Genomic DNA, 18,819 nt, shown 5'->3' with positions numbered 1-18,819 from the left:
GCAGTGCTCTTGTGAAAGGCAGCGAGTGATGAAGAAGGGGTCCGATCTCCTGGTAGCGGCGCTCGAGAATGAGGGCGTCGACTGCATCTTCGGTGTGCCGGGCGAGGAAAATCTCGATGTCGTCGAGTCCCTCCGCAATTCCGGTATCAAGCTCGTCCTGACGCGGCATGAGCAGGCTGCAGCCTTCATGGCGGCGACGCATGGTCGGCTGACGGGCCGACCGGGGGTCTGCATCGCGACGCTCGGACCGGGTGCCCTGAACTTTTCGACCGGCGCGGCCTATGCCCATCTCGGTGCCATGCCGATGATCATGATCACCGGCCAGAAGGCGATCATGACCGCCAAGCAGGCGCGTTTCCAGATCGTCGATGTCGTCGCCTCGATGAAGCCGCTGACCAAGATGACACGGCAGATCGTCAGCGCCGCCAGCATTCCGGCTGCTGTGCGCGACGCCTTCCGCGTCGCGATGGAAGAACGGCCGGGGCCGGTGCATCTCGAGTTGCCCGAGGATGTCGCTGCCGAGGAGATCGACGACATCCCCGTCATCCCGGTTCATCCGCTCGAGCGGCCGGTTGCGCAGACCGCGGCGCTCGACCGCGCGGCCGAGATGATCCTGGCGGCAAAGAGGCCGCTGGTCATGATCGGTGCTGCCGGCAACCGGCCGCGTCTCGTCGAGGCACTCTCGGCCTTTGTGCGGCGTACAAGGCTGCCCTTCTTCAACACCCAGATGGGCAAGGGCGCCGTCACCGGCGGCTCGAACCTCTATATGGGGACCGCTGCCCTCTCCGAACGAGACTATGTCCATGAGGCCGTGAACCGGGCCGACCTGATCATCTCGATCGGTCACGACACGGTCGAGAAACCGCCCTTCCTGATGCAGAGCGCTGGCGGTCCGAAGGTGATCCATATCGGCTATCAATCCGCCAATGTGGAGCAGGTCTACCACCCCGACGCCGAGGTGATCGGCGATATCGGCGCGACCGTGACGCAGCTTGCCGAACGGCTCGGCGGCAAGCTTGAACCCGATGTGTCGCTGCTCGATCTGCGCCAAAGGATCCTGGCGCGGATCAATGACCGTGCCGATGAGGACCGCTTTCCGATCACGCCCCAGCGCATCGTCCATGACGTACGCCAGGTGATGCCGGAGGATGGCATCGTCTGCCTCGACAACGGCATGTACAAGATCTGGTTCGCCCGAAACTACCGCACCCATGTCGCCAATACGCTGCTGCTCGACAATGCGCTCGCAACGATGGGGGCAGGGCTGCCCTCCGCGATGATGGCGGCGATGCTGTATCCTGAACGCCGCGTCGTGGCCGTCTGCGGCGATGGCGGCTTCATGATGAACTCGCAGGAGATGGAAACCGCCGTCCGGCTCGGCCTCAATCTCGTCGTCGTCATCCTCAACGACAATGCCTATGGCATGATCCGCTGGAAGCAGGCGGTCGATAATTTCCCGGATTTCGGCCTGACCTTCGGCAATCCGGATTTCGTCCGTTATGCCGAAGCCTATGGTGCCAAGGGGTCTCGCGTCGCCGCAGCGGAGGATCTTGCTCCAACGCTGGAAGCCGCATTCGCGGGTGGCGGTGTTCATCTCGTCGAGGTGCCGATCGACTATTCCGAGAACACGCGCGTTCTGGTGGACGAGTTGCGCAACCGTACGCCCGATATCGAGCTGGCCTGACGGGAGAGGGACGATGCTGCAGGTTGTTCAAGCCTTTGACCGCGCTCCTATCACTGAGATCGAGACCGATGACGCTGCTGCGCTCGAAGCCAAGCTGCAGTCGGCCGAACGTGTGTTCCGGGATCGGGATGGCTGGCTGAAGCCCTATGAGCGCATCGCCATTCTACGGCGACTGGCCGGTCTCATGGAGGCCCGACGCGATCATTTTGCCATGCAGATCGCGCGCGAGGGTGGCAAGCCGCTGCCGGACGCCATCGTCGAAACCACCCGCGCAATCGACGGCGTGCACAATGCCGCCGACGAGCTGCGGAATTTTGCCGGGCGCGAGATTCCGCTGGGCCTCTCGGCGGCGGGAGCGGGCCGCTGGGCCTTCACCACCAAGGAGCCGATCGGGATCGTCGCCGCGATCTCGGCCTTCAACCATCCGCTGAACCTGATCGTGCATCAGGTCGCTCCGGCGATCGCCGTCGGCTGTCCGGTGATCATCAAGCCGGCCGGCCCGACGCCGCTTTCCTGCCGCGACTTCGTGGCTCTCGTTCACGAAGCCGGCTTGCCGGAGGCCTGGTGCCAGAGCTTCATTCCTGAGAGCAATGCGCTTGCCGAGAAATTGGCGATAGACCGGCGCATCGGTTTCCTGAGCTTCATCGGCTCGGCGAAGGTCGGCTGGTATCTGCACAGCAAGCTTGCCCATGGCGCACGCTCGGCGCTGGAGCATGGCGGAGCGGCACCTGCGATCGTCGATCGCAGCGCCGATCTCGACCGTGTCATCGAGCCGATCGTCAAGGGCGGCTACTATCATGCAGGGCAGGTCTGCGTGTCGACGCAGCGCATCTTCGTGCATGAAGACATCGCTGCGGCATTCACCGAACGCTTGATCGCGCGGGTTGCGAAGCTGCGTGTCGGGGATCCGACGCTTGCCGATACCGAAGTCGGGCCGCTGATCCATCCCCGCGAGGCCGACCGGATCGCCTCGTGGGTCGAGGAGGCCGTGAGCGGTGGGGCGAAGCTCGCAGTCGGCGGCGGCCGCATCTCGGAAACGACCCTGCAACCGAGCGTGCTGCTTGACCCGTCCACTGAGGCAAAGGTCTCGCGCGAAGAGGTCTTCGGGCCTGTGACCTGCGTCTATCGCTACCGGCGGCTCGATGACGCGATCGCACAGGCGAATTCGCTCCCGGTCGCGTTCCAGGCCAGCGTCTTCGCGCAGGATATCGATGTCGCGATGCGGGCTGCCGACCGCCTCGATGCTTCCGCGGTGATGATCAACGACCCGACCGCCTTCCGGACCGACTGGATGCCTTTCGCGGGCCGGCGCGAGTCCGGCTACGGCATTGGCGGCATTCCCTTCACCATGCGTGAGATGGCGCAGGAGAAATTGATCATGATGCGGCGTCCGTAGCCTGGTCCGCGGGCGAACCGAGGTCTCGCGGGCCGAGGGATAGGCACCCCGCGCGCCGTCTGCCTTTTGGATGCCAGAACTGCCGCGTCGTGCTGCGGACGCCGTGCCCCACTGCGGCCGGAGCGCTTGCCGCGTGGGTTCGCGGTGCCTAATCATCGCCGCGTCATAAGAGAGCCGTTCTGCGAAATCGGCCGGCGAGGAAACATGTCTCTCCAGCACGAGCGCTACGCGCCTGATTCCTCCTATGCCTGGCTGCGGCTGGCGATGGCGCTGCTCGTCGGCACCGTCGCCTGCGTCGGCACCTGGTCGGTGGTCGTCGTGCTTCCCTCCGTTCAGGCTGAGTTCGGCACAGCGCGGGCGGGCGCTTCGCTGCCCTACACCGCCGTCATGCTCGGTTTCGGCGTCGGCAATATCCTGATGGGCCGGATCGCCGATCGTTACGGCATCGTCGTTCCGATCGTGATGGGTGGGGTCTTCCTCGGTGCGGGCTATGTGCTTGCGGGTCTTGCCGGCACGCTCTGGCAATTCGCGCTCGCCCACGGCCTGCTGATCGGGATCGGCGGCGCTGCGGGGTTCTCGCCTCTGATCGCCGATCTCTCGCACTGGTTCCGCAAGCATCGCGGGCTCGCCGTGGTCTTCGGCGCATCCGGCAGCTATCTCGCGGGCGTGATCTGGCCGCAGGTGATCACCTGGGGATTGCAGAACCATGGCTGGCGCGCCACGCATATCGGCATTGGCCTGACGGCGCTGGTCGTGCTTGTGCCGCTTTCCCTGTTCTTCCGCAGGCGCCCGGCCGCCGAAACGCTGGCAGCGGCCGAGGCTTCGAGTGCCGGGGCTCGCGGCGATCTCGGTCTTTCAGCGAACCAGCTGCAATTGCTGCTTTCGGTCGCCGGCTTCGCCTGCTGCGTCGCAATGGCGATGCCGCAGGTCCATATCGTCGCCTATTGCGGCGACCTTGGCTACGGCGTCGCGCGTGGCGCCGAAATGCTCTCGTTGATGCTGCTGCTCGGCATCGTCAGCCGCATCGGTTCCGGCTTCGTCTCCGACAGGATCGGCGGAGCGGCAACCCTGGCGCTTGGCTCTGTGATGCAGGGTGTTGCGCTCTTCCTCTACCTCTTTTTCGACGGGCTGACCTCGCTCTACATCGTCACCGGCATCTTTGGCCTGTTCCAGGGCGGGATCGTGCCGATGTATGCGGTGATCATCCGCGAATACCTGCCGGCCAAGGAGGCCGGGGTGCGGATCGGCATCGTGATGTCGGCGACGATTCTAGGCATGGCCTTCGGCGGCTATATCTCCGGGCTGATCTACGACCTCTTTGCCTCCTACAGGGTTGCCTTCCTGAACGGGCTGGCCTGGAACCTGATCAATCTCGCCTTGGTCTCCTGGCTGATGCTCCGGGCAAGGCCGCGGCTGCAGCCAGCCTGATCACCCCGCCATCGGTCCCGGCCGATAGGTGCCGAAGCACCAGACATGCCCCTCCGGATCCTTGCAGATGAAGTCGCGGCTGCGATAGGGCTGGTCGGTCGGTTCCATGCAGATGTCGGCACCGGCCTTGCGGGCGCGCTCGCACCGGGCATCGATATCGTCGGTTGCGATATAGGGCGAGGCTGTGGTGCCACCGAGCTCAGCCGGGCGTGAAACCAGCTTGCCGAAGGGATTGTTGTAGGCAGAGCCGAGCATCACGAAGCTCTCGCCCATGCGAAGCTCGCCATGGAGCAGCGTCTTGCCGTCGTCCGAGTAATAGGCGGCGTGCTTCTCGAAGCCGAGGGCCTCGATCAGCCAGTCATACATGCGCGAAGCATCCGCATAGCGCAGCGAAATGCAAATCATGGCCGGTGGCCTCGTCATGGCGTCCTCCTCAACGACTGATCATAGCGCAGGAGCGAGGACCGATGTCTCTACGATCCATGGATCGTCAGCGCCGCAGGGAGCCTCTCCAGCAGCGGCTGGTCTTCCCTTCTCAAGGGCGATGCCGGAAGGGGCTTCGCGGGCTCCTGCGCAATTGTCTCGAGGCCGTTCGTGGGGATTGCCACAGGCTTCGCGCTGGCGCCGATGCTGCGTCATGTGCTCCATTCCCTCCATGTCGGAGAGGAAGGGAGCAGAGATGATCGAGCCAGGCCTAAAGCCGGACGAGGAGCCGTTGGGCGATTTGACGGTTCGCACCATCGCCATGCCGGCCGATACCAATGCCAATGGCGACATCTTCGGCGGCTGGGTGATGTCTCGGATGGATTCGGCCGGTGGAATAGCCGGCGTCGATCGTGCACAGGGCAGGGTGGTGACGATCGCGGTCGAAGCCATGACTTTCATCCGCCCGGTCAAGGTCGGCGATGTCCTCAGCGTCTACACCCAAGTCGAATCCGTTGGCCGGACCTCGATGAAGATCCACGTCGAGGCCTGGGCGAAGCGCTTTCGGACGACCCTGCACGAGAAGGTCACCGATGCGACCTTCACCTTCGTCGCGATCGACGAGGAGGGGCGTCCGCGGCCGGTACCGCCGCTTTCGGGGGCATGAGCGCCTGATCGGTGCAAGAAATGGCGATTGCGCTAATGGATTCTTCACTGCTCCGTGAGGTCGCCCGAAACAATTAACGCTTGTGACAGGTGGGGATGGTTTGCTCCCTCAAACTCTGGGGCCCACCATCATGTCGCTTCGCTCGAACCGCCTTTACGCCGCGCTCAAGAAGCTCGTCCATCGTGAGGACGGTGGCGTTTTGATCATGTTCGGCCTGACCGCGCCGGTGCTGATTGGCCTGACTTTTGCGCTTATCGACTATAATCGTGCCTCGACGACCAGACTCGCCCTCCAGACGGGTCTGGATTCCGCCGCTCTGTATATCGCCCGCTCCGATGCGACGAGCGGGGCCGAAATTCAGCGACTCGGCATGGCGATGCTGCGCGCGAATATGGACAACGCAAAATACGGCAAACTGACATCTGCGAATTTTCGAATGGACGCGCAGCAGCGCGTAATAGCTACGGCGGAAGCGACGGTTCCTGTTTCAATCATGGCGCTGTTGGGGAAAGAGAACATTCCCGTCGGGGCCAAGGCCGAAGTGGTGCGGTCATCGAACAGCATTGAAGTTGGTCTGGCACTCGACGTGACCGGGTCGATGAAGGGGCAAGACCTCATCGATCTCAAGAGCGCGGCTAAGGATTTGATCGATCTCGTCGTAAAGGATCAGCAAACGCCCTATTACTCGAAGGTGGCTCTGGTTCCTTACTCCATGGCCGTGAATGTTGGTTCCTATGCGACTCAAGTTAGAGGGAGTTACAAGGCGGGGACTTCGACGACTCCTGGCTCTGATTATTACGAATTCAGGCGATATTCTGACAATAAACTTACGTCTCAAAGGATTAGCACGTGTGTTACAGAGAGGTCCGGAGGGTATGCGTATACTGACGCCTCTCCATCTGTAGCTTTGCTGGGCCGAAATTATCCCGGATCTGGAAATTCGTGTCTGGGCAGTACAATTCTGCCGCTCTCGTCGGACCGAACGATCCTGAAGGGCAAGATTGACAGCTACGTCGCCGAGGGATCCACGGCGGGGCACATTGGGCTGGCCTGGGCCTGGTATATGGTCTCTCCGAATTTCGGCGGCCTGTGGTCGGGGGCCAGCAAGCCGGCTGATTACGGCACGCGCGAGTTGCTGAAGGTTGTCGTCCTGATGACGGACGGAGCCTTTAACACGCCCTATTACAACGGAGTTATTGCGAAGGATGCAGGCACAGGGAGTGGCTCCGATGCAGAGAAGATCAATGCCAATGCCTCCAACGGCAGTTCTGTGAGCCAAGCAACCAAACTCTGCGAAAATATGAAAACGGCCGGCGTGATCGTCTATACCGTAGGCTTGGGTGTCGGTTCCGATGCTACCGCCAACAAGATGCTGACCGATTGCGCCACCAGCACCAAGCATGTCTATTTCCCGTCGAGCGGCACCACCTTGAAGGACGCCTTTCGTGCAATCGGGCAGGAAATCAACTCGCTGCGCATTGCGCGTTGAGTTTTCCTCGGCGCGGGCGAACTGCTTAACGATTTCTGAATCGCCCGTTCCATCGGGCGATTCAGAACAGGGCGCTCACTTAAGCGTTTTTTAAGCGCATGTCCCCGATCCTAGGGCTCAAGAAGCCTAACTCTAAGGGCTGACCTAAAGAGAGCTGGGGAACTGTTCATGCCTGATCAACGAGGCTCCTGCCGAGCCCCGCTGTCTGCGTCGCGGTTTCCTTCCTGAGGCCCCGCCGTCGCGCGCTGCATGCATCCCGGAGAACGACTATGAAGAAGGTCAAGAAGCCCACGCGGCAGCGCACGCCGCTGCGCGTCGGCATTGCCGCGCGCATCTATGCCGCGCTCGGCATTCTGACCGTACTGACGATCGTCGCATCCGCGGTCGCCTGGTTTTCCTATGGCCGGGTGAACCAGACGGTCAACGACATGATCGAGAACAAGATGCCGGTGGTCGAGCTGGCGCTCGAGCTCTCGCAGGCGGCGACGAAATCCACGGCACTCGCCGCGCGTTTCAGCGAAGTCCAGAATGCCAAGGAGCGGTCCGAGCTGACGGGAGAGCTCGATCTCATTGAAGCCAAGCAGTTCGAACTGCTGCGCAAGATCTCCGATCGCGGGCAGGACAAGGCAAAGGCCCAGAAGGCGATCGACGAACTTTCACGGCAGATCAACGATCTGAACGATCTGACGGGGCAGCGGTTGCGCAACTCCAGCGAGGCGCAGATCGCGATCGAGACCCTGGGAAAGGCCCGAGAGGACTTCGTCAGGGCTGTCGGAACCGAGGCTGAAGAGGCGAAGTTCAATCTTGCCTATGGCATCGAGAATGCGGCCAATCTGTCGGGCGACGAGCTGACCTCGGCTCTGAAATCGCTCGCCGGCCGCGATTTCACGGCCTTCGACCTGGCCAGAAGCCTACAGGCCGATGTCAGCGAGCTCGGCGGCATCCTGCGCGAGATCGCCCAGATCAGCGACAGCTCGCAGCTTGGAACCGCGCGCGAACGCTTCCAGGCCATTGCCAAGCTTGTCCGCACCGGCCTCGCCGACGCTGAGAAGATCGTGCCGAACCAGGGCCGCGTGCGCTCGGTCAATGCGATCCTCAACGTCGCCGAAGGAAGCAGCGGCCTTTTCGATGTGCGCGACCGCGACATCGTGACTCAGGGCGCAATCCGCGCCGGCCTGTCGGACCTCAATCGCGCGGCTGAAGTGGTGCGCCGCGAGGTCGAGACGCTGGTCAAGGCGGCTCGTGACGAGGCGCATTCCGCGGGCACGTCGACCGGCAACCTGATCGAGGACAGCAAGTGGTGGCTCGGCGCAATCGGCCTCGGCTCGCTGCTCGTCGCGCTGGCGCTCTCGCTCTTCTATGTCCGCCCGATGATCGTCGGCCGTCTCAACAAGCTGTGGACGGCGACACGGGCCATTGCCGATGGGCAGCTGGACGCAACCGTCGAGACCAAGGGCAATGACGAGATCTCGGACATTGCGCGCAGCGTGCTGCTGTTCCGCGACAATGCCTTGGCGCTGCGAGCCGCCGAAGCTGCGAAGATCGAGGACGAGGCCCTGGCGCAGCAGCGCCGTCGTGAGATGATGCAGGAGCTGGGGGAAGCCTTCGGCCAGGTGGTCGAGGCCGCGGCCGCCGGCGACTTCAGCCGCCGCGTCTCGGCAAGCTTCGCCGATGCGGAGCTCAACGCGCTTGCGGGTTCCGTCAATGCCCTGCTCGAAACCGTCCAGGCTGGGCTCTCGGAAACCTGCGAAGTGCTGGCCGAACTGTCGGCTGGCCAGCTCTCGACCCGGGTCGAGGGCAGCTATCACGGCGCTTTCGCCGAGCTCAAGGACGGCGCCAACGGCCTCGCCGAAGAGTTCGAAAGCACGCTCGCGCGTCTTTCGGATACGGTTTCGGCCGTGCGCAGTGCGACCAGCGAGATTCTCGACGGGGTCACCGACCTCGCCGAGCGTACGACGGAAGAAAGCAACGCTGTCTCGATGGCGACCAATCAGCTCGGCGCCTTCGCGGGCACCGTGAAGAAGACGGCCGACGAGGCCTCGCAGGCCATGGGCATGGCCGAGAGCGCCGAGCAGCGTGCCCAGCAGGGCGAAAAGGTTGTCGCCTCGGCGCTGGACGCGATGCGCCGCATCCGCGCGTCGTCGGACAAGATCTCGGAAGTCATCTCGATGATCGACGAGATCGCCTTCCAGACCAACCTGCTGGCGCTCAATGCGGCAGTGGAGGCGGCGCGCGCCGGCGACAGCGGTCGCGGTTTCGCGGTGGTCGCGGCCGAGGTGCGCAGTCTCGCCAAGCGTTCGGCGGATGCCTCGAATGACGTCAAGCGCCTGGTCGAGGCCGCGCATGGCGATGTCGCAGTCGGTGTCGGCCTCGTCGAGGAGACCTCGGCGATGTTCGAGAGCATTGTGTCCTCGGTCAACGATCTCTCCGGACTGATGAACGGCATCTCGCAAACGGCGCGGAGCCAGGCAAGCGACGTTTCCGCCATCAACAACGAGATCGACGGCATCGGCACGATGGCGCATCAGAATGCTGCGCTGGTCGAGGAGACGAACGCCGCGCTCGCGCTGACGGATGAGCAGACCCGCGCGCTGACCGAGCATATCGGGCGCTTCCAGTTCCGCGAGGGGCACGTCGCCGGGCACGGCGGGACGTCGGTCGCCCGGGCGGCCTGAGCGCTGCCCCCTTCATCCACCCTGGCAACGGCCCCGCTCGCGAGACGCAGTGGGGCCGTTTCCGTTTTCGGGCCGTGCTGGGGTCTTGCGGGACAGAAGGCGAGGGTGTTAGGCGAAGAGTGGGCCGGTAGCTCAACGGTTAGAGCTCGCTGCTCATAACAGCGCCGGTGCCGGTTCGAATCCGGCCCGGCCCACCATTTCCCTCTCAATCACCTAGCGACGGCCGCCCTCGGGATTAGGCCCCGTGCGATCGCGCATGCCGCTTTACAGCGATATACCAACCGCCTATCGCGATTGTGACGGATCGATGACATAACGAGGCGCCGATGCTCGGCTGGTTTCAGAAGCTCCTGCCCAAGGAGCCCAAGTTCTTCGACCTGTTCGAGAGCCATTCCAGGACATTGGTAGCAGGTGCCGCGGCCCTGAACGGCCTGCTCAGGGGCGAAACCCCGGTGGAGGCAGGTTGCACCGAGGTGCTTTTCCAGGAAAATCGCGCTGACGAGATCGCCGCGGAGGTGATGCTGGAAGTCGGCCGCACCTTCATCACGCCCTTCGACCGTGGCGATATCGAGGAGCTGATCGGTTCGATGGACGATGCCATCGACCAGATGCAGAAGACCGTAAAGGCGATCACGCTGTTCGAGGTTACGAGCTTCGAGCCCTGCATGAAGGAACTCGGGGCGGTCATCGTCCAGGCGTCCGAGCGCGTCGTCGTGCTGCTGCCGATGCTGCGCGACATCAAGAAACATGCGATTTCGATCGGCGCACTCGCCAAGGATATCCGGGCCATCGAGGAGCGATCCGACGAACTGCACGACCAGGGCCTGAAGGCGTTGTTCAAGGCGCACCAGACCTCGGACACGATGGGTTTCATCGTCGGCGCAGAGATCTACGATCATCTCGAGAAGGTGGTGGACCGTTTCGAGGATGTCGCCAAGCGCGTCAGCCGTATCGTCCTCGAACATCTCTAGGCGGTTGACCCGGTGGATTTCTCAAGCGTCGCCTTTGCCCTGGTCTTCCTGATCGCTGTCGCGCTTCTGTTCGATTTCCTGAACGGACTTCACGATGCGGCCAATTCGATCGCGACCATCGTCTCGACCAGGGTTCTGGCGCCGCGCTGGGCGGTGTTCTGGGCTGCCTTCTTCAATTTCATCGCGTTCCTGTTCTTCGGCCTGCATGTCGCCGAGACCGTCGGGTCCGGCATTGTCCAGACCGCCATCGTCGATGACCGTGTCATCTTCGGTGCCCTGACCGGCGCCATCGTCTGGAATGTCGTCACGTGGATTGCAGGCATTCCGTCGAGTTCGTCGCATGCACTGATCGGCGGACTGGTCGGGCCGGGCTGAGCAAGGCTGGCTTCTCGTCGATCGTCTGGTGGGGGCTCGGCAAGACCTTCGTCGCGATTTTCATGTCTCCGGCCATCGGCTTCGCCCTGGCGCTGGTCCTCGTCCTGATCGTCTCCTGGGTGTTCCTGCGCGTGGCCCCTATCAAGGTCGACAGCACCTTCCGGCTGCTGCAGTTCGTTTCGGCTTCGCTCTACTCGCTCGGACACGGGGCGAATGATGCGCAGAAGACGATGGGCATCATTGCGGTGCTGCTGTTCTCGCATGGCATGATGGGCGAGACGTTCTCGGTGCCGTTCTGGGTCGTCATCTCCTGCCAGGCGGCCATGGCATTCGGCACGCTCTGTGGAGGTTGGCGGATCGTTCACACCATGGGCTCGAAGATCACCCGGCTTTCACCCCAGCAAGGTTTCTGCGCGGAGACGGGTGGCGCGATCACGCTGTTCATGGCGACCTATCTCGGCATCCCCGTCTCGACGACGCATACGATCACAGGCGCGATCATCGGTGTCGGCGCCGCCCGGCGCGTGACGGCCGTGCGATGGGGGGTGGCTCGCGGCATCGTCTTCGCCTGGATCGTGACGATGCCGATGGCAGGACTGATCTCGGCTATCGCCTATTTTGTCTCCGGCCTGTTCCTGACCGGGCGGTGACCGGGATCAGGAGGCGCCGCCGAGGGGCGCTGAGTCTGCGCAACCCGCGGCGTCGGTCAATTCAACTTCAGCGCGCGGATCGCAGCCTTCAGGCCGGGCTCGTCGACAATCTCGGCAGCATCTTCAAGCGTGAACCAGTGCGAAAGCCGCTGATTGTGCTCGGCCCATTTTTCAAGCCGACGCTCGACGTCAAGAATATAGAGCGCCACCTTGCAGAGAACGAAGTGGTCGCTCATCCGCTTCCAATAGATGTAGCGCCCCGCGGGCTTCTTGTGGGCCTTGCCGATCACGCCGGCTTCTTCGCGCGCTTCGATCGCCGCAGCCTCATGGTTCTTCTTGCCCTTGATGGGCCAGCCCTTGGGAACGATCCATCGCCGTGTCGTGCGTGTCGTGACCAGGAGAAGCTCCGGCTCCCCCGTCGGCGATCGGCGGATGGGGAGCGCGGCGATCTGCGAGCGCGGCTTCCCCAATCCTGACTTCGCCTTCTTCATCGAAACCTGTGCCCTCCCATCCGTAAACAGAACCTATGTTAGAAAGCCGGCAAATCAATATCGAATAGCCGTCCAACGCCTTCAAGGCCGTGGATTGACCGCCTCAGCGGTGATGGCCATGCTTCATTGCAGCGAAATGAACGCTCGAAGCCCTTGAGAGCCCGAGCGTCGGCTCCAGTCGGCAAGCGCGCTCGCCGATTGGCGGGTTCGTCGCGCGCCTTGCGTCCCATACAGGAATCAGCTGCCTTTCCCTAGCCTGCTGCTTAGGCAGGCGTCGATCAGGCGTCGATCAGGCGGGGAGAAGGCGCGCCCCGATGCGCATGGCAGCGTCCTGCAAGGCATCGAGATGCGCTGGGCGCCCTTCAGGTGCGACGATCGAGGTCAGCGACGAGATGCTGAGTGCGCCGGCAAGCGCGCCGCTGCGGTCGAAGATCGGTACGCCGACGCCCGTCAAGCCGATGAAGAAGTCGTCGGCGGCCAGCTCCCAGCCTTGCGCGCGAATTCGATCAGCCTCGCGCCAGAGCAGGTCGGGGTCCGTCTGGCTTGCCGGCGCGCGCTTTGGCAGTTCCAGGGCCAGTGCCTGTCGCCGCTGCGCCTCGTCGAGATAGGCCAGGATCACCCGTGGGCCGCCGCCGCAGTTCAGCGGCGCCTGAGCACCGACCGCAAACCATGTCGCATCGACATGCGGCAGTGAGGCGCGCACGCGGTCCACGCAGAGTGCGCGGCCCGAGATATGAACCCATAGGAACGAGGTCGCGCCGGTTTTCTCGGCGATCTCGGTCAGATACGGGCCGGCCACGTCCCGAAGCTCGCGCCCGGTCGTGACGGCGCTGCCGAGTTCGATCAGCCCGACCGCCAATGCATAGGTCTGCGAGCGTTCGTCATGCTCGACCAGTTCGTTGAGCTGCAATGTCTGCAGCAGCCGCCGCGCGGTGCCTTTGTCGAGTCCGACCTGGCGAGCGAGCTCGCTCAGCCCGAGGCGCGGTTGCTCGGGGCGGAAGGCGCGGAGCAGGGCAATGGCCCGGTCGAGCGCCCTGACGATCGGCACGCCCGGCGGAAGTTTCGCGGTCCGGCTGTCGCCTGCGCTGTTCATAGGCCCTCTCGCAGCGCCAATAGCCTGAACTTTCATCGTGTCGTCTAATAACACGCCATGTCAGTCATTGACACGAATTTTGACTCTGGCTTTCAATGTCGCCGAGCTTGCTAATCGGCACATGTTCGGGTGCGATCCCGCTAGGCCGCGATGCCAGTCGAAAAGAGAGGCCGTACCCGGTGCGCTCACGCAGCTGCCGGAACCGGCACAGGGGAACGGGAGAACAACGATGACCGGATTGAGACTTGGCCTGGCGCTTGCCGCTTCAGTGCTCGCGCTCGGGGCAGCCACCGCGCAGGAGCCGAAGAAGGGGGGCACCGTGCATGTCGTGGTGCAGCCCGAGCCTCCGATGCTGATGCAGGGGCTGAACCAGAACGGCCCGACCAACATGGTCGCCGGCAATATCTACGAGTCGCTGCTGCGTTACGACGAGAAGCTCAATCCGCAGCCATCGCTCGCCAAGAGCTGGGAGATTTCTCCTGACGCGAAGGTCTACACCTTCAAGCTCCAGGAGGGCGTGACCTGGCATGACGGCAAGCCTTTCACGGCGGACGACGTCGTGTTCACCCTCGATAAGTTCCTGCGCGAGGTTCATCCGCGCTGGCGGCCGATCGTCAACGCTCAGGTCGAGAAAATCGAGAAGGTCGACGATCTCACGGTCAAGATCACACTGAAGCAGCCCTTCGGCCCGATGATCATGACCCAGGAAGTCGCTTCGGCGCCGATGATCCCGAAACACATCTATGACGGCACGGATTATCGGGCGAATCCGGCGAACAACACGCCAATCGGCACCGGCCCGTTCAAGCTGAAGGAGTGGAAGAAGGGCTCCTATATCCACCTCGTCAAGAACGAGAACTATTGGCTGAAGGGCAAGCCGAACCTCGACGAGATCTACTGGCAGATCATCCCGGATGCGGCGGCGCGCGCGGTGGCGTACGAGACCGGCAAGGTCGACGTGCTGACCGGGGGCTCCGTCGATGTCTACGACGTGGCGCGGCTCTCGAAGCTGCCCAATACCTGCATGACGACCAAGGGCTGGGAGATGTTCGCCCCGCATGCCTGGCTAACGCCGAATGTGCGCAACGGCATCCTCGGCAACAAGCAATTCCGCCAGGGCCTGATGTACGCGATCGATCGCGAATTCGGGAAGGATGTGGTCTGGGGCGGGCTCGGCAAGCTGCCGACAGGGCCGATCTCGTCGAAGACGCGCTTCTACTCGTCCGACGTGCCGACATATGCTTTTGATCCGGCGAAGGCGAAGGAGCTGATCAAGGCGTCCGGCTATAAGGGCGAGACGATCAAGTTGCTCAACCTGCCCTATGGCGAGACCTGGAGCCGCTGGTCCGAGGCGATCAAGCAGAATCTGGAGGATGTCGGGGTCAAGGTTCAGATCGAGAATACGGACGTCCCCGGCTGGACCCAGAAGGCCAGCAACTGGGACTTCGACCTGAATTTCAACTTCCTCTACCAGCTTGGCGATCCGGCGATGGGTGTGGCGCGCAGCTACATCTCGAGCAACATCGCCAAGGGAAATCCCTTCGCCAATGTCGGTGGGTATTCGAACCCGGAGGTCGACAAGCTCTTCGCCGAGGCGGCCATTGCGCCGACAGATGCGCAGCGCCAGGAGCTATACACCAAGGTGCAGAAGCTGCTGGCAGACGAGCTGCCGGTACTTTGGCTGCTCGAGATGGACTTCCCGACGATCTATCGCTGCAACGTCAAGAACCTCGTCACCACCGGCATTGGCGTGGATGACGGTTTCCGCGACGCCTGGAAGGAGTGAGGCCATTGCCGTCCCGGACGTCGCGTCGCGGCGATCCGGGACAACATGACGCCACTACTCTGTGACGCGCCTCTTCCTGAAGACCATCCCGGGTTTGAGCGTGCTCCTTTCGGGGAGACGCGGACCGGTCATCTTGCCCGTCCGTAGCGCCGAAGGATTTTGATGAACCTCGCTCAATTTCTCGCGGGCCGGCTGGTGAAGGGGATCGTCGTCCTCTTCGCCATCGCGATCCTGAATTTCTTCCTGATCCGCGCCGCACCGGGCGATCCCGCGCAGGTTCTCGCGGGAGAGGCCGGTGCGGCCGATGCGGTGCTGCTCGAGCAGTTGCGGGCGCGCTTTGGCCTCGACCAGCCGCTGATCCAACAGCTCTGGATCTATCTCAAAGGCTATGCCTCGCTCGATCTCGGTTTCAGTTATCGCCAGCAGAGGCCCGTGCTCGAGCTGATCCTGGACCGACTGCCCGCGACCCTGCTGCTGACCGGCGCAGCCTTTCTCGTCTCGCTGGGGTTGGGCGTCCTGATGGGCGCGCTTGCGGCGCGGCGTGCCGGGCGCTGGCAGGACAGCGTCATCACCACGCTTGCCCTCGTCTTCTACGCGACACCGCTCTTCTGGATCGCGCTGATGAGCCAGATCGTCTTCTCGCTGAAGCTCGGCCTCGTGCCGAATGTCGGCTTCGAGACGATCGGCGCGAACTATACCGGCCTCGCTCGGGCGCTCGATATCGCGCAGCATCTCTTCCTGCCGGCGCTGACGCTCGGATTGTTCTTCACGGCGCTCTACGCGCGAATGATGCGGGCCTCGATGCTGGAGATTGCCGGCGCCGATTTCGTCAAGACGGCGCGCGCGAAGGGGCTTTCACCCGGGGTCGTCTCGCGCCGGCATGTGGCGAGGAACGCCATCCTTCCGGTCGTGACGTTGGCTGGCCTGCAGGCCGGCCAACTCGTCGGTGGGGCGGTGCTGACCGAGACGGTCTTCGCCTGGCCCGGCATCGGCCGCTTGATGTTCGACGCCCTGGTGCAGCGCGATTACTCGGTGCTGCTTGGTGTCTTCTTCGTCTCGTCGGCCATGGTCGTCGGCTTCAATATCCTCACGGACCTGGTCTACCGGCTGGCCGATCCGCGCATCGAGGCGACATCATGAGCTTCCTCAAGCGTTTCGCGCGCAATCGCGGCGCGGTGGTCGGGTTGGTCATCCTGCTCATCGTCATCGTCTTCGCATTGCTGGCGCCGTCGCTCTTTCCGCAATCGCCATGGCGCACAGTCGGCCGTCCGTTCCTTGCACCCTTCGTCATGGAGCGCTTCCCGCTCGGCACAGATACGCTGGGGCGCAACATCGCTGCAGGGCTGGTGCATGGCGCGCGTGTCTCGTTGATGATCGGCGTGGTCTCGACGCTGGTCGCGCTGCTGATCGGCGTGCCGCTCGGCGCGGTTGCAGGCTATGCGGGCGGCTTCGTCGATGATGCGTTGATGCGCTTCACCGAGTTCTTCCAGACGATCCCGAGCTTCGCACTCGCCATCGTCATGGTCGCGATCCTGCAACCGCAGCTCGGTTCGATCGTGCTCGCGATCGGGGTGGTCAGTTGGCCGCCCGTGGCGCGACTGGTGCGTGGCGAGGTCCTGTCGCTGAAGACGCGCGAATATGTGCAGGCCGCCGTGACGATCGGCCAGTCGACGCCGCGCATCATCTTCAGCCAGGTGCTGCCCAACACCATCGCGCCGATCATCGTGATGGGCTCGCTGATGATCGGCTCGGCGATCCTGCTCGAATCCTCGCTCTCCTTCCTCGGGCTGGGCGACCCCAACCTGATGAGCTGGGGCTATATGGTCGGTGCCGGGCGCACTCGCCTGATCGATGCCTGGTGGATCAGCTTCTTCCCCGGCCTTGCGATCTTCCTCACGGTTCTTGCGCTCAATCTTGCCGGCGAGGGGCTGAACGACGCGCTGAACCCGCGTCTGGCGCGGGGGAGGGAGTGATGACGACGCCCGTCCTCGCGATCGAGGGATTGAAGCTAGCTCTCCCGGCACTCGCCGACCGCGCCTTCGCGGTCGAGGATGTCTCCTTGACCATCGCTCCCGGTGAAACGCTCTGCGTCGTCGGCGAATCCGGCTCCGGCAAGTCGATGATCGCGCATGCGGTGATGGGGCTGCTGCCGAAGGTGGTGAAGCCCGCTGCGGGCGCGATCCGCCTTGCGGGGCGTGATCTGCTGGCGCTTGACGAGGCTGCGATGCAGGACGTGCGCGGCCGTGAGGTCGGCATGATCTTCCAGGAGCCGATGACCTCGCTCAACCCGGTGATGCGGGTGGCCGACCAGATCGTCGAGACGTTCGAGGCGCATGGCCTGCACAGCAATGCCGAGCGCCGTGCCCGTGCGCTCGCGTTGCTGACCGAGGTCGGCCTGCCCGACCCCGAGCGTCTGGCGAAAGCCTATCCGCATGAGCTTTCCGGCGGCCAGCGTCAGCGCGTGATGATTGCGATGGCGCTCGCACTCGAGCCGAAGCTCCTGATCGCCGACGAGCCCACCACCGCGCTCGACGTGACCACGCAGGCGCAGATCCTGAAGCTGATCGACAATCTGCGCCGCAAGCATGGAACGGCGGTGCTCTTCATCACCCATGATTTCGGCGTCGTTGCCGAGATCGCCGATCGCATCGCCGTGCTGCAGCGGGGCAAACTCGTCGAGGAGGGAACGGCCGACGCCGTGCTGTCGCAACCGAGGCACGACTACACGAAGCGGCTGCTCGCGGCCGTGCCGTCGATGACGCCGCCGGAGCGCCCGCCGATCGCCGAGACCGTGCCCGTGCTGAGCGTCGAGAAACTCGGCAAGGTCTATCGCAAGCGCAGCTTCTTCCGGCCCGGGCGCGAGGTGAAGGCTGCCGACGATATCAGCTTCACCCTGGCTCGCGGCGAAACGCTTGGGCTGGTTGGCGAATCCGGGTCGGGCAAGTCGACGGTCGGGCGCTGCTGCCTCAGGCTGATCGAGCCCGATGGCGGGCGGATCGCACTGGGAGACCTCGTCCTGAGTGATCTCGGCCCGGCCGCGCTGCGCGAGCATCGCAAGCGCATCCAGATGGTGTTTCAGGACCCGTTCGCCTCGCTCAATCCGCGCCAGACGGTTGGGCGGATCATCTCGGACGGGCCGGTGGCCCATGGCACGCCGCGCGCGCAGGCGCTCGGGCGGGCAAGGGAGCTGCTCGAGCTCGTCGGCCTCTCGGCCAATGCGATAGACCGCTACCCGCATGAATTCTCGGGCGGGCAGCGCCAGCGCATCGGCATCGCCCGCGCGCTCGCGCTCGAGCCCGACGTGCTGGTCGCGGACGAGGCAGTCTCGGCGCTCGACGTCTCGGTCCAGGCTCAGATCCTGACGCTGATCAAGGATATCCAGCAGCGGCTCGGCCTGGCGATCCTGTTCGTCACGCATGACCTGCGCGTGGCTGCGCAGATCTGCGACCGCATCGCCGTGATGCAGCGCGGGCGTATCGTCGAGACCGGCCCGACGGCTGCGCTCTTCGCCAATCCGCAGCATGACTACACGCGCCAACTGCTCGCCGCCGTGCCCGGCGGCCGCCGCTTCGCGCTGTGACGCAGCCTTGCCGGCCATTGCCTCATCGTCCTGGTCGGGCCTGTCCCGACCATCCATGTCCACACCTGCCATCCGCGTCGCGAGGCGCGGATGCTCGGCACAAGGCCAGCG

At 63.8% G+C, this 18,819-nt stretch carries 14 protein-coding genes, 1 tRNA gene and 1 pseudogene; 13 read left to right on the top strand and 3 right to left on the bottom strand.

Features of this window, described 5'->3' with window-relative positions:
* Positions 1-28: 28 nt before the first annotated feature.
* The 3 genes from AB4118_RS08885 to AB4118_RS08875 all read left to right on the top strand — a co-directional run bounded on the left by AB4118_RS08885 (position 29) and on the right by AB4118_RS08875 (position 4,508).
* Entirely contained in the window at positions 29-1,684 is a 1,656-nt protein-coding gene (locus AB4118_RS08885; RefSeq protein WP_441489382.1) for an acetolactate synthase large subunit, read from the top strand.
* Positions 1,581-3,080 (top strand): aldehyde dehydrogenase family protein, encoded by a 1,500-nt coding sequence (locus tag AB4118_RS08880; protein WP_441489381.1) that lies wholly within the window; start codon positions 1,581-1,583, stop codon positions 3,078-3,080. Before AB4118_RS08885 ends, AB4118_RS08880 begins: the two co-directional genes overlap by 104 nt.
* A gap of 204 nt (positions 3,081-3,284) precedes the next feature.
* Positions 3,285-4,508: an MFS transporter gene (locus tag AB4118_RS08875; protein WP_441489380.1), complete on the top strand. Its 1,224-nt coding sequence runs from the start codon at positions 3,285-3,287 to the stop codon at positions 4,506-4,508.
* Here the strand turns inward: AB4118_RS08875 and AB4118_RS08870 are convergent, their stop codons facing one another.
* Positions 4,509-4,931, bottom strand: a complete 423-nt coding sequence (locus AB4118_RS08870; protein WP_441489379.1) for a VOC family protein — start codon at positions 4,929-4,931, stop codon at positions 4,509-4,511.
* Between the two features lie 256 nt (positions 4,932-5,187).
* Here AB4118_RS08870 and AB4118_RS08865 point away from each other — a divergent pair, with 256 nt between their 5' ends.
* The 6 genes and pseudogenes from AB4118_RS08865 (at position 5,188) to AB4118_RS08840 (ending at position 11,758) form a co-directional block, all read left to right on the top strand.
* Positions 5,188-5,598, top strand: coding sequence for an acyl-CoA thioesterase (locus AB4118_RS08865; RefSeq protein ID WP_441489378.1), 411 nt, complete (start codon positions 5,188-5,190; stop codon positions 5,596-5,598).
* A 130-nt stretch (positions 5,599-5,728) separates the two neighbouring features.
* Entirely contained in the window at positions 5,729-7,087 is a 1,359-nt protein-coding gene (locus tag AB4118_RS08860) for a TadE/TadG family type IV pilus assembly protein (RefSeq protein WP_441489377.1), read from the top strand.
* A 269-nt stretch (positions 7,088-7,356) separates the two neighbouring features.
* On the top strand, positions 7,357-9,762 hold the full coding sequence (locus tag AB4118_RS08855) for a methyl-accepting chemotaxis protein (RefSeq protein WP_441489376.1): 2,406 nt from the start codon (positions 7,357-7,359) through the stop codon (positions 9,760-9,762).
* A gap of 121 nt (positions 9,763-9,883) precedes the next feature.
* Positions 9,884-9,959: transfer RNA gene (locus AB4118_RS08850), tRNA-Ile, on the top strand.
* 129 nt (positions 9,960-10,088) lie between these two features.
* On the top strand, positions 10,089-10,733 hold the full coding sequence (locus tag AB4118_RS08845; protein ID WP_441489375.1) for a DUF47 domain-containing protein: 645 nt from the start codon (positions 10,089-10,091) through the stop codon (positions 10,731-10,733).
* A 12-nt stretch (positions 10,734-10,745) separates the two neighbouring features.
* Positions 10,746-11,758 (top strand): annotated as a pseudogene (locus tag AB4118_RS08840) (inorganic phosphate transporter).
* A gap of 56 nt (positions 11,759-11,814) precedes the next feature.
* Here AB4118_RS08840 and AB4118_RS08835 read toward each other — a convergent pair.
* Positions 11,815-12,249 (bottom strand): NUDIX hydrolase, encoded by a 435-nt coding sequence (locus AB4118_RS08835; protein WP_441489374.1) that lies wholly within the window; start codon positions 12,247-12,249, stop codon positions 11,815-11,817.
* A 289-nt stretch (positions 12,250-12,538) separates the two neighbouring features.
* On the bottom strand, positions 12,539-13,342 hold the full coding sequence (locus AB4118_RS08830) for an IclR family transcriptional regulator (RefSeq protein WP_441489373.1): 804 nt from the start codon (positions 13,340-13,342) through the stop codon (positions 12,539-12,541).
* Between the two features lie 229 nt (positions 13,343-13,571).
* Between AB4118_RS08830 and AB4118_RS08825 the strand changes: the two genes are divergently transcribed.
* From AB4118_RS08825 to AB4118_RS08810, 4 genes are all read left to right on the top strand, one after another.
* Positions 13,572-15,128 carry an ABC transporter substrate-binding protein gene (locus AB4118_RS08825; protein ID WP_441489372.1) on the top strand — a complete coding sequence of 519 codons (1,557 nt, stop codon included), beginning with the start codon at positions 13,572-13,574 and terminating at the stop codon, positions 15,126-15,128.
* A gap of 162 nt (positions 15,129-15,290) precedes the next feature.
* Positions 15,291-16,268 (top strand): ABC transporter permease, encoded by a 978-nt coding sequence (locus tag AB4118_RS08820; protein ID WP_069879759.1) that lies wholly within the window; start codon positions 15,291-15,293, stop codon positions 16,266-16,268.
* Positions 16,265-17,101, top strand: a complete 837-nt coding sequence (locus AB4118_RS08815) for an ABC transporter permease (protein WP_441489371.1) — start codon at positions 16,265-16,267, stop codon at positions 17,099-17,101. The genes AB4118_RS08820 and AB4118_RS08815 overlap by 4 nt, the downstream gene beginning before the upstream one ends.
* Positions 17,101-18,708 (top strand): ABC transporter ATP-binding protein, encoded by a 1,608-nt coding sequence (locus AB4118_RS08810; protein ID WP_441489370.1) that lies wholly within the window; start codon positions 17,101-17,103, stop codon positions 18,706-18,708. Before AB4118_RS08815 ends, AB4118_RS08810 begins: the two co-directional genes overlap by 1 nt.
* Positions 18,709-18,819 lie beyond the last annotated feature (111 nt).

This window comes from Allobosea sp. 2RAB26 (assembly GCF_052115465.1).
GTDB lineage: Bacteria > Pseudomonadota > Alphaproteobacteria > Rhizobiales > Beijerinckiaceae > Allobosea.
This window is presented reverse-complemented; position numbering and strand designations above follow the sequence as displayed.

Excerpts from the sequence above, each read along its gene's own strand:
- AB4118_RS08885 (WP_441489382.1), top strand. The coding sequence starts at position 29 with ATGAAGAAGGGGTCCGATCTCCTGGTAGCGGCGCTCGAGAATGAGGGC.
- AB4118_RS08875 (WP_441489380.1), top strand. The coding sequence starts at position 3,285 with ATGTCTCTCCAGCACGAGCGCTACGCGCCTGATTCCTCCTATGCCTGG.
- AB4118_RS08870 (WP_441489379.1), bottom strand. The coding sequence starts at position 4,931 with ATGACGAGGCCACCGGCCATGATTTGCATTTCGCTGCGCTATGCGGAT.
- AB4118_RS08865 (WP_441489378.1), top strand. The coding sequence starts at position 5,188 with ATGATCGAGCCAGGCCTAAAGCCGGACGAGGAGCCGTTGGGCGATTTG.
- AB4118_RS08860 (WP_441489377.1), top strand. The coding sequence starts at position 5,729 with ATGTCGCTTCGCTCGAACCGCCTTTACGCCGCGCTCAAGAAGCTCGTC.
- AB4118_RS08855 (WP_441489376.1), top strand. The coding sequence starts at position 7,357 with ATGAAGAAGGTCAAGAAGCCCACGCGGCAGCGCACGCCGCTGCGCGTC.
- AB4118_RS08845 (WP_441489375.1), top strand. The coding sequence starts at position 10,089 with ATGCTCGGCTGGTTTCAGAAGCTCCTGCCCAAGGAGCCCAAGTTCTTC.
- AB4118_RS08835 (WP_441489374.1), bottom strand. The coding sequence starts at position 12,249 with ATGAAGAAGGCGAAGTCAGGATTGGGGAAGCCGCGCTCGCAGATCGCC.
- AB4118_RS08830 (WP_441489373.1), bottom strand. The coding sequence starts at position 13,342 with ATGAACAGCGCAGGCGACAGCCGGACCGCGAAACTTCCGCCGGGCGTG.
- AB4118_RS08825 (WP_441489372.1), top strand. The coding sequence starts at position 13,572 with ATGACCGGATTGAGACTTGGCCTGGCGCTTGCCGCTTCAGTGCTCGCG.
- AB4118_RS08820 (WP_069879759.1), top strand. The coding sequence starts at position 15,291 with ATGAACCTCGCTCAATTTCTCGCGGGCCGGCTGGTGAAGGGGATCGTC.
- AB4118_RS08815 (WP_441489371.1), top strand. The coding sequence starts at position 16,265 with ATGAGCTTCCTCAAGCGTTTCGCGCGCAATCGCGGCGCGGTGGTCGGG.
- AB4118_RS08810 (WP_441489370.1), top strand. The coding sequence starts at position 17,101 with ATGACGACGCCCGTCCTCGCGATCGAGGGATTGAAGCTAGCTCTCCCG.